The 20,531-nt window shown below is 69.5% G+C and carries 22 protein-coding genes; 13 read left to right on the top strand and 9 right to left on the bottom strand.

What is annotated here, in order from left to right; all coding sequences use genetic code 11:
* Window positions 1–24 precede the first annotated feature (24 nt).
* The gene (locus tag AC1DCG_RS01805) at window positions 25–1,068 is read right to left on the bottom strand and encodes an alpha/beta fold hydrolase (protein WP_477028081.1); all 1,044 of its coding nucleotides are present in this window, start codon (window positions 1,066–1,068) and stop codon (window positions 25–27) included.
* Window positions 1,069–1,151: 83 nt separating this feature from the next.
* On the opposite strand from AC1DCG_RS01805, the gene lipA reads away from it, so the two are divergent.
* Both lipA and AC1DCG_RS01795 read left to right on the top strand, forming a co-directional pair.
* A complete protein-coding gene (gene lipA / locus AC1DCG_RS01800; RefSeq protein WP_101717885.1) occupies window positions 1,152–2,129 on the top strand; it encodes a lipoyl synthase in 978 nt (325 codons plus the stop codon).
* 4 nt (window positions 2,130–2,133) lie between these two features.
* Window positions 2,134–2,586 (top strand): type II toxin-antitoxin system RatA family toxin, encoded by a 453-nt coding sequence (locus tag AC1DCG_RS01795; RefSeq protein ID WP_477028082.1) that lies wholly within the window; start codon window positions 2,134–2,136, stop codon window positions 2,584–2,586.
* Here AC1DCG_RS01795 and AC1DCG_RS01790 read toward each other — a convergent pair.
* Together AC1DCG_RS01790 and AC1DCG_RS01785 are read right to left on the bottom strand one after the other, a co-directional pair.
* The gene (locus AC1DCG_RS01790; protein WP_477028083.1) at window positions 2,583–3,701 is read right to left on the bottom strand and encodes an FUSC family protein; all 1,119 of its coding nucleotides are present in this window, start codon (window positions 3,699–3,701) and stop codon (window positions 2,583–2,585) included. The two genes, AC1DCG_RS01795 and AC1DCG_RS01790, sit on opposite strands and share 4 nt — an antisense overlap.
* Entirely contained in the window at window positions 3,698–4,192 is a 495-nt protein-coding gene (locus AC1DCG_RS01785) for a CinA family protein (RefSeq protein WP_477028084.1), read from the bottom strand. Before AC1DCG_RS01785 ends, AC1DCG_RS01790 begins: the two co-directional genes overlap by 4 nt.
* 68 nt (window positions 4,193–4,260) lie before the next feature.
* On the opposite strand from AC1DCG_RS01785, the gene AC1DCG_RS01780 reads away from it, so the two are divergent.
* Complete coding sequence (locus AC1DCG_RS01780) at window positions 4,261–4,620, top strand: hypothetical protein (protein ID WP_477028085.1); 360 nt, start codon at window positions 4,261–4,263, stop codon at window positions 4,618–4,620.
* Here the strand turns inward: AC1DCG_RS01780 and AC1DCG_RS01775 are convergent.
* Window positions 4,617–5,765 (bottom strand): bifunctional 2-C-methyl-D-erythritol 4-phosphate cytidylyltransferase/2-C-methyl-D-erythritol 2,4-cyclodiphosphate synthase, encoded by a 1,149-nt coding sequence (locus tag AC1DCG_RS01775; protein ID WP_477028086.1) that lies wholly within the window; start codon window positions 5,763–5,765, stop codon window positions 4,617–4,619. The two genes, AC1DCG_RS01780 and AC1DCG_RS01775, sit on opposite strands and share 4 nt — an antisense overlap.
* Window positions 5,766–5,865: 100 nt before the next feature.
* Here AC1DCG_RS01775 and dusB point away from each other — a divergent pair, with 100 nt between their 5' ends.
* The 8 genes from dusB to hflX all read left to right on the top strand — a co-directional run bounded on the left by dusB (window position 5,866) and on the right by hflX (window position 15,737).
* A complete protein-coding gene (gene dusB, locus AC1DCG_RS01770; protein WP_165255652.1) occupies window positions 5,866–6,873 on the top strand; it encodes a tRNA dihydrouridine synthase DusB in 1,008 nt (335 codons plus the stop codon).
* Complete coding sequence (locus tag AC1DCG_RS01765; protein ID WP_477028087.1) at window positions 6,870–7,985, top strand: two-component system sensor histidine kinase NtrB; 1,116 nt, start codon at window positions 6,870–6,872, stop codon at window positions 7,983–7,985. The genes dusB and AC1DCG_RS01765 overlap by 4 nt, the downstream gene beginning before the upstream one ends.
* A 4-nt stretch (window positions 7,986–7,989) precedes the next feature.
* Entirely contained in the window at window positions 7,990–9,411 is a 1,422-nt protein-coding gene (locus AC1DCG_RS01760; RefSeq protein ID WP_058348895.1) for a sigma 54-interacting transcriptional regulator, read from the top strand.
* 82 nt (window positions 9,412–9,493) lie between these two features.
* A complete protein-coding gene (locus AC1DCG_RS01755) occupies window positions 9,494–11,737 on the top strand; it encodes a sensor histidine kinase NtrY-like (RefSeq protein WP_477036462.1) in 2,244 nt (747 codons plus the stop codon).
* Window positions 11,734–13,122 (top strand): nitrogen assimilation response regulator NtrX, encoded by a 1,389-nt coding sequence (gene ntrX, locus AC1DCG_RS01750; protein WP_477028090.1) that lies wholly within the window; start codon window positions 11,734–11,736, stop codon window positions 13,120–13,122. Before AC1DCG_RS01755 ends, ntrX begins: the two co-directional genes overlap by 4 nt.
* An 8-nt stretch (window positions 13,123–13,130) precedes the next feature.
* Window positions 13,131–13,994 (top strand): D-amino-acid transaminase, encoded by an 864-nt coding sequence (locus tag AC1DCG_RS01745; RefSeq protein WP_477028091.1) that lies wholly within the window; start codon window positions 13,131–13,133, stop codon window positions 13,992–13,994.
* Window positions 13,995–14,122: 128 nt separating this feature from the next.
* On the top strand, window positions 14,123–14,371 hold the full coding sequence (gene hfq / locus AC1DCG_RS01740) for an RNA chaperone Hfq (RefSeq protein WP_058348899.1): 249 nt from the start codon (window positions 14,123–14,125) through the stop codon (window positions 14,369–14,371).
* A gap of 13 nt (window positions 14,372–14,384) precedes the next feature.
* Entirely contained in the window at window positions 14,385–15,737 is a 1,353-nt protein-coding gene (hflX, locus tag AC1DCG_RS01735; protein ID WP_477041352.1) for a GTPase HflX, read from the top strand.
* Window positions 15,738–15,789: 52 nt separating this feature from the next.
* Here the strand turns inward: hflX and AC1DCG_RS01730 are convergent, their stop codons facing one another.
* From AC1DCG_RS01730 to AC1DCG_RS01720, 3 genes are read right to left on the bottom strand one after another with little or no spacing between them, the layout of a single operon-like run.
* Window positions 15,790–16,305 carry a CDP-alcohol phosphatidyltransferase family protein gene (locus tag AC1DCG_RS01730; RefSeq protein ID WP_477028094.1) on the bottom strand — a complete coding sequence of 172 codons (516 nt, stop codon included), beginning with the start codon at window positions 16,303–16,305 and terminating at the stop codon, window positions 15,790–15,792.
* A 24-nt stretch (window positions 16,306–16,329) separates the two neighbouring features.
* Complete coding sequence (locus AC1DCG_RS01725) at window positions 16,330–17,112, bottom strand: lysophospholipid acyltransferase family protein (RefSeq protein WP_477028095.1); 783 nt, start codon at window positions 17,110–17,112, stop codon at window positions 16,330–16,332.
* A gap of 41 nt (window positions 17,113–17,153) precedes the next feature.
* On the bottom strand, window positions 17,154–17,714 hold the full coding sequence (locus tag AC1DCG_RS01720; RefSeq protein WP_477028096.1) for a TetR/AcrR family transcriptional regulator: 561 nt from the start codon (window positions 17,712–17,714) through the stop codon (window positions 17,154–17,156).
* 97 nt (window positions 17,715–17,811) lie between these two features.
* Here AC1DCG_RS01720 and AC1DCG_RS01715 point away from each other — a divergent pair, with 97 nt between their 5' ends.
* Both AC1DCG_RS01715 and AC1DCG_RS01710 read left to right on the top strand, forming a co-directional pair.
* Window positions 17,812–18,786 carry a glycosyltransferase family 9 protein gene (locus AC1DCG_RS01715; RefSeq protein ID WP_477028097.1) on the top strand — a complete coding sequence of 325 codons (975 nt, stop codon included), beginning with the start codon at window positions 17,812–17,814 and terminating at the stop codon, window positions 18,784–18,786.
* Window positions 18,786–19,172: a DUF6165 family protein gene (locus tag AC1DCG_RS01710; RefSeq protein ID WP_165255668.1), complete on the top strand. Its 387-nt coding sequence runs from the start codon at window positions 18,786–18,788 to the stop codon at window positions 19,170–19,172. The genes AC1DCG_RS01715 and AC1DCG_RS01710 overlap by 1 nt, the downstream gene beginning before the upstream one ends.
* A gap of 84 nt (window positions 19,173–19,256) precedes the next feature.
* Here the strand turns inward: AC1DCG_RS01710 and AC1DCG_RS01705 are convergent, their stop codons facing one another.
* Together AC1DCG_RS01705 and AC1DCG_RS01700 are read right to left on the bottom strand one after the other, a co-directional pair.
* A complete protein-coding gene (locus AC1DCG_RS01705; protein WP_477028098.1) occupies window positions 19,257–19,583 on the bottom strand; it encodes a low molecular weight protein tyrosine phosphatase family protein in 327 nt (108 codons plus the stop codon).
* Between the two features lie 20 nt (window positions 19,584–19,603).
* Window positions 19,604–20,416: an enoyl-CoA hydratase/isomerase gene (locus tag AC1DCG_RS01700; RefSeq protein ID WP_477036459.1), complete on the bottom strand. Its 813-nt coding sequence runs from the start codon at window positions 20,414–20,416 to the stop codon at window positions 19,604–19,606.
* Window positions 20,417–20,531 lie beyond the last annotated feature (115 nt).

Raw genomic sequence — 20,531 nt, 5'->3', positions numbered from 1 at the left:
AGATGGTGCGCCGGCCCTTGCGGCTCAAGGCTTGGCGGCTTTCGGACCGCCTGCCGCCTTGATGGCGGCGGCCACGGCCGCCAGCCAGGGCGCGCGCACCGAATCCCGCTCCAGGTTCAGGGCGTGGCGTCCGCCCGGCAGGCGGGTTTCGCGGCAGTCGGCCATCGCCTTGCAGACGCTGGTCTGGGCCGAGGCGGGGGTGGTCGGATCGGCGTCGCCGGCCAGCAGCACGGTCGGGATCCGGGCGCGGCCCAGGTCGCGAGCCGTCGCGTCGAGCACGTCGTAATAGGCCGCGTACTGGCCGAGGCTGGGCGCGCCCATCCGCAGGTCCGGGTTGGCCGTCTGCCAGGCGTGGTTGACGGCGCCGCGCGTCGGGTCGCCCGTCAGGCCCAGCGCACGATCGTCGGGTCCGTCGCGACGCCAGTCCGTAGCCGTCGGCCAGGCCAGGAACGACAGATTCGCGCGCCGCGCCACGCGGGCGATATTGATGAGCTTGTCCTTGGGCGCCGGAAGCTGGCCAAGATCGAAGGTCGGCGAGGACAGGACCAGCGCGTCAGCCATCAGGCCTTCCTCGACGGCGCGAAGGGCCACCAGGCCGCCCTGTCCCTGGCCCAGCACCGTCAGCGGCAGGCGGCCGTCCGGCCGGATCACGACCTTGACCATGGCCTTGGCCGCGGTGACGTCCGGCGCATAGCTCACCACATGACCGCGGTCGCGCTTGCCGGCCAGGCGCTCGGAACCGCCCTGGCCCTGGCGCTCGAGGATCCACACGACCACGCCCTGGGCGTTGAGGTCGCGCGCCGTCTCGAACCAGGTCTCGGCGCTTTCGCCATAGTCGGTCAGGATCAGGATCTGGCCGGTCGGCGCGCCCCGCGGGGCCGAGACGCCGTAGCGCTGGATCGCGTCCTCGCCGACCTGCACGTAGCCCCAGGCCCAGCCCGGCGGCGGCAGGAACCGGCGCTCCAGGCCCGGCGGCGTGCGGGTGTCGGCGAAAGGCGCGCGTCCGCCTTGCTCGCCGCAGGCGAAAAGGGGCAGGGCGAGCAGCAAAACGAGAGCGAAGCGACGCATATACGCCACTCATTTCGCGCCTTTGCGCTGCATGCAAGATCGAGAGCTTGATCCGGAGGCCAAGAAGGCCGATCTAGGCCCACATGGTCACGTTGATCGACACGCTGAAGGCCCGCGGTCCCGAGGATCGCGCCGTCCGCCACCCCGAAAAGCAGAATCGCCCGGACACCCCGGTCCTGCGCAAACCCGAATGGCTGCGCGTCCGCGCCCCGGGCTCGGGCCAGTACAACGAGACCAAGGGCATCGTGCGCGAGCACAAGCTGACCACGGTCTGCGAGGAGGCCGCCTGCCCGAACATCGGCGAGTGCTGGAGCCAGAAGCACGCGACCATGATGATCATGGGCGAGATCTGCACCCGCGCCTGCGCCTTCTGCAACGTCACCACGGGCCTGCCGACGCAGCTTGATCCCGACGAGCCGCGCCGCGTGGCCGAGGCCGTCGCCAAGATGGGCCTCAATCACGTGGTCATCACCTCGGTGGACCGGGACGACCTGATCGACGGCGGCGCCCGTCACTTCGCCGAGGTAGTCACGGCCATCCGCGCGGCGGCGCCCAAGACCACCATCGAGATCCTCACGCCCGACTTCCTGCGCAAGGACCGGGCCGAGAACGTGGTCATCGACGCCCGCCCGGACGTCTTCAACCACAACCTGGAAACCGTGCCGCGGCTCTATCTGAAGATCCGCCCGGGAGCCCGCTACTACAACTCGCTGCGCCTTCTGGAGCGGGTGAAGGAGCGCGATCCTTCGCAGTTCACCAAGTCCGGCCTGATGGTCGGCCTGGGCGAGACCAAGGAAGAGGTCATGCAGGTCATGGACGACATGCGCTCGGCCGGCGTCGACTTCATCACCATCGGCCAGTACCTGCAGCCGACCCGCAAGCATGCGGCCATCGACCGCTTCGTGACGCCTGAAGAGTTCAAGGCCTATGAGGCGATCGCCCGGGCCAAGGGCTTCCTGATGGTGTCGTCCAGCCCGCTGACCCGCTCGTCGCACCACGCCGGCGAAGACTTCGCCAAGCTGCAGGCGGCCCGCCGGGCGCTGGACGCCAAAGCCGGCTGATCCCTTGCACCGTCGCGTCGTCACCCGGGTGCTGCCCTATGCGCCCGAGCAACTCTTCACGCTCGTCGGCGACGTCGAAGCCTATCCGTCGTTCGTTCCCTGGATCACGGGGATGCGGACCTGGAACGCCCATGAGAGCGGTGACGTCAGCAGCCTGGACGCCGAGGCCCAGGTCGGCTTCTCGTTCCTGCGCGAGAAGTTCGCCACCCGCGTCCGTCGCGACCGGTCGGACCTGAGCGTGACCGTCAGCCTGCTCTACGGCCCGTTCAAGCGGCTGTCGAACCAGTGGCGGTTCTCGTCCCATCCCGACGGGGCGACCATCGACTTCGTCATCGACTTCGCCTTCAAGTCGAAGCTGCTCGACGCCATGCTGGCAGCCAACATGGATCGGGCGGTCGACAAGCTGATCGCCTGTTTCGAGGCCCGCGCGGCGCAGCTCTACGGGGCCAGGACCTAGTCGCGCTTGGCCGTCGTTTCCTCGACGCGGTCGGCGAAATCCCCAAGGTTCGCGAACAGGTTCTCGACCGCGAACATCAGTCCGAAGGTGCGCGCCGCGTCGTCGAAGGCGAGTTCGCGGGTGGCCCCGACGTCGCGCATGCCTTCGATGGCGTCCTGGAAGGCCTTGTGCCCCTCGGCGAAGGCCAGGCGGTCGGGCTTCGCGCCGCCCGAAAGGCTTTGCGCCGCCGCCCGCAGATAGGCCGAAGAAGCCGCCAGCATCGTCGCCGACGGCGGAGCCAGGCCCGGGGCGGGCAGGGGCTCGCGCAGCGCCCGGCCGATCATCACGCAGTCGTTGCGCAGTCTCCACAGCGTGCGGGGCAGGGCGTCCGACACCGATCGGTCGGACAGCTTGCTGGCCGTCTCGCGGTCGGCCTCGGTCATGGCCGTCTGCAGCTTGGCCAGGGCCTTGAGCGTGTCGTCGTAGTGGGCGCGGGGATCCAGTTCGCTGGGCTTGCCTTCAAGCTTGGCGGCGTAGTGCGACAGGAGGTCGGCCAGCAGGCCGGCGGCCGTCTGGCTGCTGGAGACCACCGATTCGTGGGCCCGGGCCGGAAAGATCAGCAGCGTGGCGGCCACGCCCACCAGGCTGCCCACCGTGATCTCGGCCACCCGCAGGAAGGCCGTCGTCAGCGGGTCCATGTGCGTCGTGGTGCCGATCAGCATGATCACCGCCGTCACCGGCGCCACCTTGAACGCCGGACGCACCGCCGCGAGGAAAGCGAGGGAAGCCGCCGAAGCTGCCAGGATCACGCCGCCCCATTCCGGATGGCGCATGTGCAGCCAGGCCGCGCCCGCGCCGACAGCCGCCCCGACCACCGTGCCCATGAAGCGCTCGATCGAGGCGGTGATGGTCGCGCCCAGGCTCGACTGCACGACGATCACCGCCGTGAACACCGCCCAGTATCCCTGCGGCAGCCGCAGCAGGGTCGCCAGCGCATAGGCCGCCACGACCGCCGCCGACACCCGCACCGCGTGTCGAAGCTCGCTCTGCCGGCGCGCCGCGGCCGCCAGGGCTGAGCGCGAAAAGCCGGCGCCGACGAACCGCCGCCAGTCGGAGGGCGCGCCGTCGGGCGTCAACCGGCCACCGCCTCGCGCAGCATCTCCAGCGCCGTCCGGATCGCCGCCAGCTGCACGCCTTCGCGGGGGAGGCCCTCGAAATGTTCGTGGCGATGGGTCACCGAGCGATTGGCCCGCGCCACGGCGAAGTGGACCGTGCCCACGGGCTTCATCGGCGTGCCGCCGCCCGGACCGGCGATGCCGGTGATCGCCACCGCCACATGGGCGTTGCTGTTGGCCAGGCCGCCTTCGGCCATCATCCGCGCCACGGGTTCGGAGACCGCCCCGTGGTCGGCGATCAGGTCGCCGGGCACGCCCACCTGTTCGGTCTTGGCGCGGTTGGTGTAGGTGACGAAGCCGCGCTCGAAGACATCGGACGCCCCTGAGATCGCGCAGATCGACCCGGCCACCAGGCCGCCGGTGCAGCTTTCGACCGTCGCCAGGCGCAGCTTCTTCTCGCGCGCCTCGTCGATGAGCAGCCGGGCGAGGGTTTCGATCTCGATGGGAAACATCGCCTACTTCCAGTTGCGATAGCCGCGATCCTCAAGTGAAGATGCGTCGTTCAGCCGTCGAGGTGATTATGACCGTGAGTCGCGTCCACGCCATGCTGGCGATCGCCGCCATCGCCACTGCAGGCGTCTATGCCGGGACCGCGCTGGTCAACGAGCCGGCGTGCGTCGAGATCGCCGACCGCGATCCGGCCCGGCTTTCCCCGCTTGGAGCGCGCTACGCCACGGACGGTTTCAAGCTTGAGCGCCAGCGCGGCGTCAGCCGGTGCAGCGGCGAAGGCGGCCGGATGTCGTGCCTGCTGACGGACCCAGGCCGTTTCAGGGTGACGATCGGCGGCGAGCGAAAAACCTTCAGCGCGCCGCCGCTGGCCAAGCTGCGCATTTCCTCGGACGGGCGCTCGATCCGCTGCGCGGCGGTCAAGGGCGTCTAGAGCGGCGTCTCCACCGTCGCCACCGCCTGGGCGGCCAGGCCTTCGCCGCGGCCGGTGAAGCCCATCTTCTCCGTCGTGGTCGCCTTCACGCTGACGCGGTCCAGCGGCAGGTCGAGGATCTGCGCCAGGCGGGCGCGCATCGCCTCGCGGTGCGGCTTGATCTTGGGGCGCTCGCAGATCAGCGTCACGTCCACGTTGATMAGGCGGCCGCCGCGCTGGCGAACCAGGTTGACGGCGTGGATCAGGAACTTGTCCGAGGCCGCGCCCTTCCATTGCGGATCGGTCGGCGGGAAGTGGTCGCCGATGTCGCCGTCGCCGATGGCGCCGAGCACGGCGTCGGTCAGGGCGTGCAGGCCCGCGTCGGCGTCCGAATGGCCGATCAGGGTCTCGTCGTGGGCGATTTCCACGCCGCACAGCCAGACCGACTCGCCCGGGCCCCAGCGGTGGGCGTCGAAGCCCTGGCCGATGCGGGTGATGCGGGCGCCGCCCGCCAGCCGTTCGGCCATGGCGAAGTCCTCCGGATAGGTCAGTTTGGTCAGCAGCGGGTCGCCGGCGGAAATGGCGACCTTGCCGCCATGGGCTTCGACCACCTGGGCGTCGTCGGTGGGTTCGGCCTGTCCGGCCCAGGCCGCGTAGGCGGCCAGCAGGCGATCGCGGCGGAAGGCCTGCGGGGTCTGGGCGCGCCACAGGCCCTCGCGCGAGGTCGTGCTCGCGCCCGACTCGCCGGCGCGCTTGAGGGTGTCGGCCACGGGCAGGGCGGGAACCACGCCGTCGGCGCCCTTGAGAGCCTCCAGCACGCCCTCGACCACGGCCTTGGTCAGGAAGGGGCGGGCGGCGTCATGCACCAGCACCGGCTCGTCGGCGGGGCGATGGGCCAGGGCGGCGAGGCCGGACTGCACCGACAGGGCCCGCGTGGCGCCGCCGGGGGCGAACCGCCAGCCGTCGAGGCCGGCCAAGGTTTCGCCAAGCATGTCCTGCATGCTCGGGTCGGTCACGATTGCGAGATCAGCTGCGCCGGAGGCCAGCAGGGCCTCGACCGACCAGCGCAGTACGGGTTTGCCCGCCAGATCCCGCCACTGCTTGGCCTGGCCGGGTCCGGCACGGGTACCGCTGCCAGCGGCGACGACGACGGCTGAGAAGGTCATGGCCCGTGTCTAACGTTGTCGTCGAACATGTCCAGCCAACGGAGGGCTTTACTGCGCTGCACAATGTGCCTAAAAACGCAGCGGTGGGGATGATCATAAAATGAGCAAGCAGCTCGCAGTCGGCGCCGTCACGGTGCCCGGGCGGGTATGGATTGCGCCGATGACAGGCGTGTCCGACCTCCCGTTCAGAGAAACGGCCACGCGCCTTGGCGCATCATACGTGGCCACCGAAATGGTCGCCTGCGCGGAATTCGCGAAGGGCCGGCCCGACGTCGTCCGCCGCGCGGCCGTCGGCGAAGGCCTGCCGCTGATGGTCGTACAGCTGGTCGGTCGCGATCCGGAGTTCATGGCGCAGGGCGCCCGCCTGGCGGCTGAAGCCGGGGCCGAGATCATCGACCTGAACTTCGGCTGCCCCGCGAAGGAAGTCACCGCCGGCGCCGCGTCGGGCTCGGCCTTGATGCGCGAGCCGGATCTGGCCGAGGCCCTGGTCGCCGCCGCCGTCCAGGCCGTCGACGTGCCTGTCACGGTCAAGATGCGCCTGGGCTGGGACGACGCCAGCCGCAACGCCCCCGAGATCGCCGCCCGCGCCCAGGCCGCCGGCGCCCGCGCCATCACGGTGCACGGCCGCACGCGCTGCCAGTTCTACAAGGGCGAGGCCGACTGGGCCGCCGTCGCGCCGGTCAAGCAGGCCGTCTCGGTGCCGGTGCTGGTCAATGGCGACATCGTCGACGCCGACAGCGCTCGCATGGCGCTTGAGCAATCGGGCGCCGATGGCGTGATGATCGGCCGCGGCGTCTACGGCCGCCCGTGGATCGCCCAGGCCATCGAGGCCGCCCTCGACGGCCGCGCGTTCGTCGAACCGGCCGCCGAGGAGCGCCTGGCGATCGCGATCACCCATTTCCGCCGCAGCCTGTCGTTCTATGGCGAGCGCCAGGGGCTGAAGATGTTCCGCAAGCACCTGGCTTCGTACATCGAGGCCGCGCCCTGGCCGGAAACGCCCGAAGCGCGCCGTCAGGCTCGCGCCGCCCTTTGCCGGATCGAGGATCCGGCCGCCCTGGAAATCGCCCTGGCCGACCTCTGGCTCGCCGGCGGGAGGATCGCTGCATGACCGACCGCGCCCGCGTTCTTTCCGGCACGGCGCTCGACGCCCTGAAGGCCGCCGCCTTCGAGCTCAGCCCCGAACCGGCCCTGGTGGTCGACCGCGAGGGCGGCCTGGTGGCGGTCAACGAAGCCGCCGAAGCCCTGTTCGGCCATGGCCTGTCGCTGCTGGCCCGCGGCCGTTTCCGCGCGGCCCTGCCGCCGGGCTCGGTGCTGGTCTCGCTGATGGATCGCGCCGTGTTCGAAGGCGCGTTGGTTCGCGAGCACGGGGTCGAGGTAAATCTCTTCGGCCAGCCGCCGTTCGAGGCCGACGGCGCGGCCGTGCCTCTGGGCGACGGCTCGGTGCTCCTGACCCTGCACGTCAAGGGCGCGCTGGGCGTCGAGCGCAGCGCCGACCAGGCCGGGCTGCGCTCGGTTGTGGGCCTTGGCCGCATGCTGGCCCACGAGATCAAGAACCCGCTGGCCGGTATCCGCGGCGCGGCCCAACTGCTCAAGACCGGCGCCAGCGCCGCCGACCAGCCGCTGGCCCAGCTGATCGTCGACGAGACCGATCGCATCCGCCGCCTTGTCGACCGGATGGAGGCCTTCTCAGACCAGGCTCCCACCCCGCGCGAGGCGGTCAACATCCACCAGGTGTTGGACCGCGTGCGCGCGCTGGTGGCCAATGGCGTGGCCGACGGCCTGCGCCTGCGCGACCACTACGACCCGTCGCTGCCGCCTGTCTGGGGCGACGAGGATCAGTTGATCCAGATCTTCCTGAACCTGGTGAAGAACGCCTCCGAAGCCGCCCACATGCGCGGCGACGGCCAGGGCGAGCTGACCATCCACACCGCCTGGCGTCCCGGGGTCCGGGTGCGCGGCGCCGACGGCAAGTCGGCCTCCAGCGCCCCGATCGAGATCCGGGTGCAGGACAACGGTCCCGGCGTTCCGCAGAGCCTGCGCGAGCACCTGTTCCAGCCCTTCGTGACCACCAAGGCCAACGGCACCGGCCTTGGCCTGGCCCTGGTCACCAAGCTCGTGACGGCCCATGGCGGCCTGATCGATTTCGAATCCGAGCCCGGCCGCACCGTGTTCCGCGTGTTGCTGCCTGTGGCGCCTGAGCCTTCCTTGGGAGACGCGTGAGTACATGAACGCCGCAAACAAGAAGATTCTGATCGCCGACGACGACTCGTCCGTCCGTCTGGTGCTCAGTCAGGCCTTCACCCGTCTCGGATACCAGGTCAGGGCCACTGGCAACGCCACGACCCTGCTCAAGTGGGTCAGCGACGGCGAGGGCGATCTGGTCGTCACCGACGTGATGATGCCCGACGAGAACGTGTTCGACGTGCTGCCGCGCATCCGCAAGGAGCGCCCCAAGCTGCCGATCATCGTGATGAGCGCGCAGAACACCCTGCTGACGGCGGTCAACGCCGCCGACGCCGGCGCCTTCGAGTACGTCTCCAAGCCCTTCGATCTCGACGACGTCACCGCCGCCGCCCGTCGCGCCCTGTCGCGTCCGGCCGACGCCGAGGCTTCCAAGGCGCAGGCCCGCGCGATGCGTGACGAGCGCCTGCCGCTGATCGGCCGCTCCGCGCCGATGCAGGAGGTCTATCGCACCATCGCCCGCCTGGTGGGGGCCGACCTGACGGTGCTGATCCTGGGCGAAAGCGGCACCGGCAAGGAACTGGTCGCCCGCGCGCTGCACGACCTGGGCCGTCGCCGCGACGGCAAGTTCGTGGTCATCAACCTGGCCGCCGTGCCGCGCGAGCGGGTCGAGGCCGAACTGTTCGGGCGCGGGGAGGGCGACAACGGCCGCCTCGTCGAGGCCGACGGCGGCACCCTGTTCCTGGACGAGATCGGCGACATGCCGCTCGACGCCCAGACCCGCCTGCTGCGGGTGATCGACGGCACCGAGCCGGTGATCAACCCCAAGACCGGTCGTCGCCCGAACGTGCGGATCATCGCCGCCACCAACCGCGACCTGCGCGGCCTGATCCAGCAGGGCCTGTTCCGGGAAGACCTGTTCTTCCGCCTGAACGTCGCCCCCGTGCGCCTGCCGCCGCTGCGCGACCGCGCCGAGGACATCCCGGATCTGGCCCGCACCTTCCTGCTGCGCGCCAACCGCGAAGGCCTGCCGGCCAAGACCATCGACCAGAGCGCGCTCGACCGGATGAAGAGCCACTCCTGGCCAGGCAACGTGCGGGAGCTGGAAAACCTGATCCGGCGGATGTGCGCCCTCTACGCCGAGGAGCTGATCACCGCCCGCATCGTCGATCGCGAGCTGCAGGACCACGCCCCCGCGCCGCGCGCCGACGAGGGGCCGGTCACCCTGGCGGCCCTGGTCGAGCGTCACCTGGCCTCGCACTTCGCCGAGCAGCCCGACGGCGTCCCGGCGGCGGGTCTCTATGACCGCGTGCTGCAGGAGGTGGAGCGTCCGCTGATCCAGCTGACCCTGTCAGCCACCCGTGGCAACCAGGTGCGGGCCGCCGAGATCCTCGGCCTGAACCGCAACACCCTGCGCAAGAAGATCCAGGACCTGGGCGTCGAAATGAGCCGCGGTCGTCGCTAGCCGACCAGCGGTCTTCATTGCTGACGCTTTTTCAGCACATCGGTGTTGAGTTTAGGGCACACCCCGCCCTAAACTCGCATCGATGAGTTCGGTCCCGTCAGTTTCGGAATCGGAAGACCGCCCGCGCCGCTTCAGCCGGTCCTGGTGGCGTGAACTCTTGAGGTCACGCTACGTTCTGGGCGGCGGCTACGTGCTGGCGGCCATTCTGACGGCCACGGGCGTTGGCCTGGCTTCGTCGCCGCCGACGACGGGCCCCATCGGACCGGCCAGCACCGCCATTCTGGTGGTTCTGGGCTTCAACCTCGCCCTGATCCTCTGTGTCGCCGCAGTTGTCGGCTGGCGTCTGCTCGACCTGATCGACGCGCGCTCCAGCGACGCCGGCGCCCGCCTTCACCTGCGGTTCGTCGGCCTGTTTTCCGTCGCGGCCGTGGCGCCCGCCGTGATCGTGGCGCTGTTCTTCGGCGTGCTCGTCAACCGGGGCGTCGACGGCTGGTTCAGCAAGCGCGTGACGACTGTGGTCGAGAACTCGGCCACCGTGGCCCGCTCCTACGTGTCCGAACAGACCAGTTACATCAGCCAGCACATGGGACCGATGGCCGCCACGCTGAATAGCGCGGCCCCGGCCATGGCCGAGTCGCCGGTCGCCTTCGGCCACTTCCTGCGCACCCTGGCCGAGGACAACGGATTTTCGTCGGCCTACATCCTCGACCGCGACGGACGGATCCTGGCGCGGGCCGAACTGGCCGACGCGCCGCCCTTCCTGGCGCCGCCGCCGTCGAGCTTCCGCTGGACCGACACCGGCGAGATCACCTCGCAGCGCTTCGTCTCCGAGGATCTGTTCCGCGCGCTCTACAAGCTCAAGGGTTTCCCCGACGGCTATCTCTACATCGCCCGGCCGATCGACAAGGGCATCCTGGCCCACCTGATCGAGTCGGAAGAGTCGCTGATCTCGTATCGCGACGCCGCCGAAAACCGGGCCCGCATCCAGGCGATCTTCGGCCTCAGCTATGTCGAGACGGCGCTGCTGGTGCTGGTTGCGGCCGTCTGGGTCGGCATCGCCGCCGCCAACTCGATCGCAGCCCCGGTCTCGGGACTGGTGCAGGCCGCCGGGCGGGTGTCGGCGGGCGATCTCGACGCCCGGGTCGACGCCGAGGCCGGGCCGGAAGAGATCCGCGCCTTGTCCAACGCCTTCAACATGATGACGGCCGACCTTCAGACCCAGCAGGCCGCGCTCAAGGACGCCAGCCTGGACGCCGAGTCGCGTCGCCAGTTCATCGAGACCGTGCTGTCGGGCGTCAGCGCTGGCGTCATCAGCCTGGACGGCGCCGGCCGGATCTCGGCCCTCAACCGCCGTGCGGGCGAGCTTCTGGCCCTGGACGAGGCGGCCGAGGGGCAGGACCTGGTCGAGGCGGCGCCCGAGTTCGGCCAGGTGCTGGAAGAGATCGGCCAGGGGCGCCCCAACGCCGAGGTCGAGATCGACGTCGTGCGCGGCGGCGAGACCTTGCGCCTGCGCGTCCGCGCCGCCGGCCACGCGGCCGAGGGCCAGGTGCTGACCTTCGACGACGTCACCCGCCTGATGGCCGCCCAGCGCAACGCCGCCTGGAAGGACGTCGCCCGCCGGATCGCGCACGAGATCAAGAACCCGCTGACGCCGATCCAGCTTTCGGCCGAGCGCATCCGCCGCAAGTATCGCAAGGACATCACCGGCGATCTCGAGACCTTCGACCGCTGCACCGACACGATCATCCGCCAGGTCGGCGACATCGGCCGGATGGTCGACGAGTTCTCGGCCTTCGCGCGCATGCCGGCGCCGCGCTTCGCCCCGGCCGACCTGGCCGAACTGCTGCGCGCCGGGGTCTTCGCCCAGCGCGTGGTCGACGCCGACACCGACGTCGTCATCGACGAGCCCGGCGGCGCGGTGTGGGTCAACTGCGACGCCCGCATGATTGGCCAGGCCCTGACCAACATCCTCAAGAACGCCGGCGAGGCGGTCGGCGCGCGACGTCACGCGACACCCGATCCGCGCGGCCAGATCGATGCGACCCTGGTCTCCGACGAGGAGTCGCTGTGCATCGTCGTCGAGGACAACGGCGTCGGCCTGCCGGCCAAGGACCGCGACCGGCTGGCCGAACCCTATGTGACCACCCGCGAGAAGGGGACGGGCCTGGGCCTGGCCATCGTCAAGCGGATCATGGAGGACCACGGCGGCGAGCTGGTCCTCACCGACGCGCACGGCCATGCCGGCGCGCGCGTCGTTCTGAAGTTCCCGGTGTCGGCGCGGCTCGCCGCGGCGCCGACGACCCACGGCGTAGAGGAGATGACATGAGCGCCGACGTGCTGGTGGTCGACGACGAGGTCGACATCCGCGATCTGGTGGCCGGCATCCTGGAGGACGAAGGCTACGCCGTGCGCACGGCGGCCGACGCCGACCAGGCCCTGGCGGCGCTGCGCGCCCGCAAGCCCGCCCTGCTGGTCCTCGACATCTGGATGCAGGGCGGCGGCATGGACGGGCTCGAGCTGCTCGACATGGTCAAGACGCTGGACGCCGACCTGCCCGTGATCATGATTTCGGGCCACGGCAACATCGAGACGGCCGTCAGCGCCATCAAGCGCGGCGCCTACGAGTTCCTGGAGAAGCCGTTCAAGTCCGACCGGCTGCTGCTGGTGGTCGAGCGGGCGCTGGAGGCGGCCAATCTCAAGCGCGAGAACCGTCGCCTGCGGGCCCAGAGCTTCGCCTCCGACGGCCTGATGGGCAAGTCGCAGGCGGCCCAGACCCTGCGCCAGATGATCGCCAAGGTCGCCCCGGCCAACAGCCGCGTGCTGGTCGCCGGTCCGCCTGGCTCTGGCAAAGAGCTTGTCGCCCGCCTGATCCACGGCGCCAGCGCGCGTACGCGCGCCGAGTTCGTGGCGGTCAGCTCGGCGGGCATGGCCCCCGAGCGCCTCGACGTCGAGCTGTTCGGCGAGGAAGGCGAGGGCGGTCGTCCGCGCAAGATCGGCGTGTTCGAGCGCGCCCACGGCGGCACGCTCTATCTCGACGAAGTGGCCGACATGCCGCGCGAGACCCAGAGCCGCATCCTGCGGGTGCTGGTCGAACAGCGCTTCCGCCGCGTCGGCGGCGACAGCGACGTGCAGGTCGACGTGCGGGTGATCTCGTCCACCTCGCGCGACCTGCGCGAGGAGATCGCCGCCGGGCGCTTCCGCGAGGACCTGTTCCACCGTCTTAACGTCGTGCCGGTGCGTGTTCCCGGCCTGTCGGAGCGTCGCGAGGACATCCCTGAGCTGATCAGCTACTTCATCGAGCGGATCAGCGAGGCCACGGGCATGCAGCGGCGTCGTCTGGGCGAGGACGCGCTGGCGACCCTGCAGGTCCAGGCCTGGCCCGGCAACGTCCGCCAGCTGCGCAACAACGTCGAGCGGATGCTGATCCTGGCCGCAGGCGAGCCGGGCGACCTGATCACCGCCGAGATGCTGAACGCTTCGGAACAGCCGGCCAGCGGCGGCTCGGGCGCGATCGGCGCCGAGCGGATCATCGCCCTGCCGCTGCGCGAGGCCCGTGAGCTGTTCGAGCGCGAGTATCTCAACGCCCAGATCCTGCGGTTCGGCGGCAACATCTCGCGCACGGCCAACTTCATCGGCATGGAGCGCTCGGCCCTGCACCGCAAGCTGAAGTCCCTGGGCGTGGCCGGCGGCCGCGGCGAGGAAGAAGAGTAAGGACCACGATGTCGCGTTTCGCTTACGTCAACGGCCGCTTCGTGCGTCACGGCCAGGCCGCCGTGCACATCGAGGACCGCGGCTACCAGCTGGCCGACGGGGTCTACGAGGTCTGGGCCGTGTTCGACGGCAAGCTGGCCGACGCCGAGGGCCACTTCGCGCGCCTGTGGCGCAGCCTGGACGAACTGCGCATCGCCCACCCGATGAGCGAGGCGTCCCTGACGGTGGTCCTGCGCGAAGCCATCCGCCGCAACCATGTGCGCGAAGGTCTGGTCTATCTGCAGGTCAGCCGCGGCGTGGCCAGGCGCGACCACGCCTTCCCGAACCCGGCCGTGCCGCCGGCGGTCGTCATCACCGCCCGCTCGGTTGATCGCGCGGCCATCGAGGCCAAGGCCGCCAAGGGCTCGGCCGTGATCACCGTGCCGGAGAACCGCTGGGGTCGCTGCGACATCAAGACGATCGGCCTTCTGCCCAACGCGCTGGCCAAGCAGGCCGCCCGCGAGCGCGGCGCCATCGAGGCCTGGTTCGTCGACGACCTGGGCCTCGTCACCGAAGGCGCCTCGTCCAACGCCTGGATCGTCGACGCCGACGGGCGCCTGCGCACGCGCGACACCCAGGCCAACATCCTGCGCGGCGTCACGCGCCTGACGCTGCTGGACGTGATCGCCGAAGCCGGCCTGCCGGTCGCCGAGCAGCCGTTCACGGTCGAGGAGGCCAAGGCCGCCAGGGAAGCCTTCATCACCGGCGCCGGCAGCCTGGTGACGCCGATCACCAGCATCGACGGCGTCAAGATCGGGGATGGAGCCGTGGGCCCGGTGGCGAGCCGCCTGCGGGCTCTCTATATCGAGCGGGCGCGCGCGGGGGCGATCTAGGATCGCCAGCCGGTCTGCGTGCATTTTCTCGCCGGAAAGTCATATCAAACGGCGAAAAATGCTCTAGCATGAGCTTGTTTGTGTGGAGGGCGTTCTGCCTTCCGATTTCAACGAGAGGGGAATCCCCAATGTCCGCCGACAAGAAACAGAATCTTCAGGACACCTTCCTGAACAGCGTGCGCAAGTCCAAGACGCCGCTCACCATCTTCCTGGTCAATGGCGTCAAGCTGCAGGGCGTGGTCAGCTGGTTCGACAACTTCTGCGTCCTGCTGCGCCGCGATGGCCAGTCGCAACTGGTCTACAAGCACGCCATCTCGACGATCATGCCGGCTCAGCCCGTTCAGCTGTATGAGCCGAGCGCTGATCAAGACGACTAAGTCCAAGGCTCTTTTGTCAAAATCCACTTCTAAGTCCCCCGATGGACTTATCGATCACGCCGACCCGATCCTTCGGGCCTTCGTGATTCATCCGGTGCGGCCTGCTCGCGGGCAGGCCGCACTGGAGGCGCGCGATCCCAAGGCGCGCCTCGAAGAGGCCGTCGGCCTCGCCGTCGCCCTCGATCTCGACGTCGTCGAAACGGCCATCGCGCCGCTGCGAACCGTCACGCCCGCCACCCTGTTCGGGAGCGGCAAGATTGAGGAGTTCAGGATCGTCTGCGAGGTCGAGAAGATCGACGTCGCCGTGTTCGACGATCAGCTGACCCCGGTCCAGCAACGCAATCTCGAGCGCGGCCTCGGGGTCAAGGTCGTCGACCGCACGGGCCTGATCCTCGAGATCTTCGCCCGCCGCGCCCGAACCCGCGAAGGCAAGCTGCAGGTCGAGCTCGCAAGGCTCGACTACGAGCGCTCGCGCCTCGTGCGCACCTGGACCCACCTGGAACGCCAGCGCGGCGGCACCGGCAGCACCGGCGGCCCCGGCGAAACCCAGATCGAACTCGACCGGCGTCTGATCGCCGGCACGATCGGCAAGCTCAAGCGTGAGCTGGAGGAAGTGCGGCGCACCCGCACCCTGCACCGCAGCGCCCGCAAGAAGGTCCCGTACCCGACCGTGGCGCTGGTGGGCTACACCAACGCCGGCAAGTCGACGCTGTTCAATCGCCTGACCAACGCCGAGGTCGTGGCCCAGGACATGCTGTTCGCCACGCTCGACCCGACCCTGCGGACGGTGAAGCTGCCCGACGGCCGCCCGGCCATCCTGTCGGACACCGTGGGCTTCATCTCCGACCTGCCGCACGAACTGGTCGAGGCCTTCCGCGCCACCCTTGAGGAGGTGCAGGAGGCCGACGTGGTGCTGCACGTCCGCGACGTGGCCAATCCCGACACCGACGCCCAGGCGCGCGACGTTCAGGCGGTGCTGGCCGAGCTCAAGGTCACCGTCGACGAGGGCAAGACCGTCGTCGAGGTCTGGAACAAGATCGACCTGGTCGAGGGCGAGGAGCGTGAGATCCTCGAAGGCCGCGCCAAGCGGGCCGACGCCTCGGCGGTCTCCGCCGTCACCGGCGAAGGCTGCGTCGAGTTGCTCAAGCGCGTCGGCGGCCTGATCGACGACACGCCGCCGATGGCTCTGCGCCTTGGTCCCGCCGATGGCGAGGCCCTGGCCTGGATCTATCGCAACGGCCGCGTCGTCGAGCGCGAGGATACCGAAGACGGCGAGATCCGCCTCATCGCCCGCATGGATCCGCAGGCCCTGGGCCGCTTCGAACGGCAGTTCCCGGGCGTCTGGGTCATGCCGATCGGCGAGTGAACCCTGAAGGCCGGGGTGACGGAGGCTTGTCCTCCGCCACCCCGGTCCTCGGTCAGCGCGGGCTGAGTTCGGGCATGGCTCGTCGCGTGTAGATCGCCAGCGTCGCCGCCGATAGCGCCGCGCTGGCCGCCAACGCCCACAGCCCCGCCGCCTGCATCCCGATCGGCGCCAACAGCAGCCCGACGCCCAGGAAGTTCAGCGCGATTTTCGGGTGCTCGATAAGGGGGAGGTCGAAATCTTTCCCCGGCAGGGCCTGCTGCAGTCCGGCGACGACGAAGTTGCGGCCGATGAGGATCAGCGGAACGGCGATCCAGCCGCCGGCGAAGACACCGGCCGTCATCAGCGCGCCGAGGCTGGCCAGGGTCAGCAGTCGATCGGCCAGCAGGTCGAACATGGCGCCGAACTTCGAGGTCAGGCCGAAGCGCCGAGCGATCCGGCCGTCGAGGATATCGGTCAGGCCGGCGCCCAGGAACAGCGTCAGGGCCGCCCAGCCGGCTCCCGCCAGAACCGCCCAGACGAGGAACGGCAGGATCAGCAGCCGCAGGCCGGTCAGCAGGTTGGGCAGCATGTCCGCGCCTCCTGGCCCCATTCGTCAGGCCGCTGTTTCCGCCGCCTCGGCCGGCTTCTTCTTCGGCGGATCGACGAGGACCGACGGCTTCACCGGCTGGCCAGTGGCCTGGGCGATCAGTTCGTTGGTGCGGTTCTCGACCATCGCCTCCAGCAGCTTCATGAACTCCACCTTCTGCAGGCCCTGGGGCAGGGGCGGCAGGAACTCGACGGTGGCGCGACCTGGGGTCTTCCTGGCTTCCTGCTGCTTCCAGAAACAGCCCAGGTTGGTGGCGACGGGCACCACCGGCAGACCGAAGTCCTGGCTCATATGATAGACGCCGGTGCGATAGCGGAAACGCTCGCCCGGGGCGGCCAGATGGCCTTCCGGATAGATCAGGATGCGACGTCCTTCGGCGGCGACCTGGGCGGCGCTCTTGGACAGGGCCGCGCGAGCCTCCGGGCCGCCGCAGCTGTCGACGACGATGGCGCCGAACTTCTTGAGGATGCCGCCCAGCAGCGGGAACTTCTCGAGATGGTCGCCGGTGACGAAGGACAGATTGTCGACATTGGCGAACATCACGAAGCCGTCGCCCCAGCTGTGGTGCTTGGCGGCGATGATGAAGGCCCCCTGGGGCAGGTTTTCCTGGCCCTTCAGGTCGACCTGCACGCCGGCGAAAGTGCGCAGGGCCCACAGCATGCGCTTGGAATAGAGCCGCAAGGCGAAGGTCACGGGGCGACGGCCCGGCAGCAGGGCCGAAAGCGCCGCCGACAGGCCGTAGAAGATCGACAGAACCCAATAGTAGGCGTTGAACAGCGCGCTGCGCATCGTTCGGTCCTTCGTGGAGGGGCTTGTGGCGAGGTCTTGGATCAGCGGGCCTTGAGCACGGCTAGGATGGCCGCGGTCATCAGCGGAGCATGGGCCGAAAGCGCGTCGTCGCCCAGCCGGCCATAGGCCTTGTTCTGAGCGGTCTGGGTGATGACGCCGATGGCCATGGCGGCCACGACGCGCGGGTCGCCCGGCGGCAGCTCCATCTTCAGCATCGCGTACTTGATGATGGTCTCGACCAGGGTGACCGGGTCGCGGCCGTCGTCCTGATAGTAGGGCAGGAAGTGGTGAAGCTGCAGCAGGTGGAACGAGAACAGGGTCCAGTCCTCGTCGGCGGCCGTGCAGTAGGCCTTGACCAGGGCGGCGGCCTTGGCCGCGACGCCGTGGACGGCGCCGGCCTCGGCCTCGATCAGGTCCGAAAGCCGCTTGTGGGCCGCCATGAACAGGCCGATGGCCAGTTCGTCCTTGCTCTTCCAGTGGCGGTAGATCGCGCCCTCCGAAACCTCGGCGCGGGCGGCGATCAGCTTGGTCGTGGCGCCGTCGACGCCGTGGGCGGCGAAAACCTCGAGGGCGGCGCGTTCGATGCGGGGCTTGGCGCTCATGCAACCGACGTTACCGCAAATCACGCTGCTTGCAAGTAAATGCTCACATACCATTCGCCCGATTGACGCTGGCGGCGGGCGCGGCCATGCACGGCCCATGGTCCAGACGGTTCTGATCTATTCCATGGGCGAGGTGATCGGCGACGGCCTGATCAAGCTGCCCTTCATCGCCGGGCTGCGCGCAGCGTTTCCCCAGGCGCGGATCACCTGGTGCGCCGCCAAGGGGACCACCGTCTATGACGGCCCGCTCAAGCGCGTCGTGGCCGGCTATATCGACGAGATCGTCAAGGACGGCGTGACCGGCGCCGGCGCTCTCGACGCGCTCCCCTGGGTCAAGCCGTTCGGCGGCCGCACCTTCGACCTCGTCATCGACACCCAGGAGAACCTTCGGCGCAGCCTGGTCGCCCGGCGTGCGGCCAAGGGGGCGTTCGTTTCGGCCGCCATGCAGGCCCGCAAGGGGGATTGGCCGCCGGCCGTGGTCGACCGTATGGCCCGCCTGCTGAGCCTGGCCACGGACGGGCAGGGGAGCTTGCGCCCCCTGGCGCTGACCGAGGCCGAGGCGATCTCGGCGGCGAAGGCGTTGCTGCCGAGCGGTCCGGCCTATGTCGGCCTGGCGCCGGGCGCCGGCGGCCAGGAAAAGCGCTGGCCTTTGGAGAACTATCTCGAACTCGCTCGCGCGCAGGCCGCCGCCGGGCGCACGCCCGTGTTCTTCTTCGGGCCGGACGAGGCCGCCGACGCCGCGATCGCCAGGAGCGAGGTTCCCGGCGCGCTGTTTCCCGAGGCCGATCGCACCGACGGCCATGCGAACGTCAAGGGACCGCTCCTGGCCATCGCCCTAGCCGGGCGGCTCGGCGCGGCCGTGGCCAACGACGCCGGTCCTGGCCACATGCTGGCGGCCGGCGGCGCGCCGCTGCTTTCCCTTCAGCTGAACCGACGCAAGGCCGTGAAGTTCAAGCCCGCCGCCCGGCGCCTTGAGATGCTGTGCGCCGAGGACTACGGAGAGGGCATGGCCGCCCTGCCGCCGCAAGCCGTGCAGGACGCGCTCGACGCCCTGATCGCCGGAGATTCCTGATGTCCATCCTCGCTCCCATCTCCGCCGGCGAACTCGTCGACAAGATCACCATCCTGCGCGTGAAGGCCGAACGGATCGGCGACGCCGCCAAGGAAGCCAATGTCCGCAAGGAGCTGGCGCTGCTGGAAGGCATCGCCGCCGGCGCCCTGACGCCCAGCGCCGAGCTGGACCGACTGACGGTAGAACTCACGCAGATCAACGCCGCCCTTTGGGACATCGAGGACGGCAAGCGCGCCTGCGAGCGTAACCAGACCTTCGGTCCGGAGTTCGTCGCCCTGGCGCGCCGCGTCTACATGGACAACGACAAGCGCGCGGCCGTGAAGCGCCAGATCAACGCTCTGACCGGCTCGGATATCGTTGAGGAAAAGAGTTACAAGCCGTACTGATTTTCTAGCAAAATCAGTTTCTTGACCGGGAAATATGAAGGGCGACGATCGGGCTGGCGTCCCGTCCTTCCGCTTTTCGCGGCCTCAGCGCGCCGAAGGCAGGAACGGCGGAACCCCGGCCTGAAGCAGCGCCACCAGCGCCTGGTCCATGTAGTCATACTCGTCGGGGATACCAAGGCATACCACCCTGGCGCGAAGATGCTGGCGATACCTCTTCGACAGCTTGCTGCGGTGCGTTTTCTCCATGACGAAGATCACGTCGGCCCAGGCGACGTTCTCCGGCGTCACGGGGTTCTCGGCGTCGTTGTTGAGGCCGGCCGAGTCGACCTCGATCCCCGGCCAGCGCGAGAACACCCGCTCGGCGGTCGGGCTGCGAAGCTTGTTCTGGCTGCAGACGAAGAGCACGTTCATCGTCGCAGCCTAGCTTGCCTTCACCGACCCTTGAAGGCCGCGGGGCGCTTCTGCAGAAAGGCGCTGACGCCCTCGATGAAGTCCTCGCTCTTGCCGCAGGCGCGCTGGGCGTGACGTTCGGCGTGCAGCTGGCCGATCCAGTCGGCGTCGAGGCTGTCCCATACGAGGCGCCGGATGGCGCCCAGCGAGGCTGGCCCCTCGGCCAGCGTGCGCGCCAGGCCCAGGGCCGTCGGCATCAGGTCGGCGTCGGCCACGCAGCGATTGATCAAACCCCAGTCCAGCGCCGTGGCGGCCGGGATCTTGTCGCCCAGCAGCATCATCTCCATGGCTCGCGCCTTGCCCACCAGGCGCGGCAGCAGGTAGGTCGAGCCGCCGTCGGGCACCAGGCCGATGCGGCGGAAGGCCTGCAGGAAATAGGCGCTGTCGGCGGCCACGACGATGTCGCCGATCAATGCGAGGGAGCAGCCGATGCCGGCGGCGGGACCGTTGACGGCGGTGACGATCGGCAGCGGGAAATCGCGCAGCAGCGTCATCAGGGGGTTGTAGACGCTCTCCAGCGCCGCGCCGGCGTCCGGCTTGCCGTCAGGATCTATGGGGCGTCCGGCGGTCGCGCCGGCCGAGAGATTGGCGCCCGAGCAGAAACCGCGCCCTTCGCCGGTGAGGATCACCGCCCGGGCCTCGACCTGGCTGGCGGCCACGGCGCCGAACGCGTGGGCCAGCTCACGGGCGACCTCAGGGCTGGCGGCGTTGAGAGTGGCGGGATCGGACAAGGTGATGACGGCCACGCCGTCTTGGGCTTCCAGCCGGATCTTGTCGTAAGCCGCGTTGGCCATGGGGCGTCCTCCGGGCGTCTTTACGCGCCTGGACGCCAGCTAGGCGCGATTGTCCCTGCGGAACGCAAGAGCCGCCGGCGCCAGAAGCGCCGACGGCTCTCTCAAACCCGGTTCT

Source organism: Caulobacter sp. 10L414, assembly GCF_056395525.1.
Note: the sequence above shows the minus strand (reverse complement) of the source record. Positions and strands in the feature narration are given on the sequence as shown.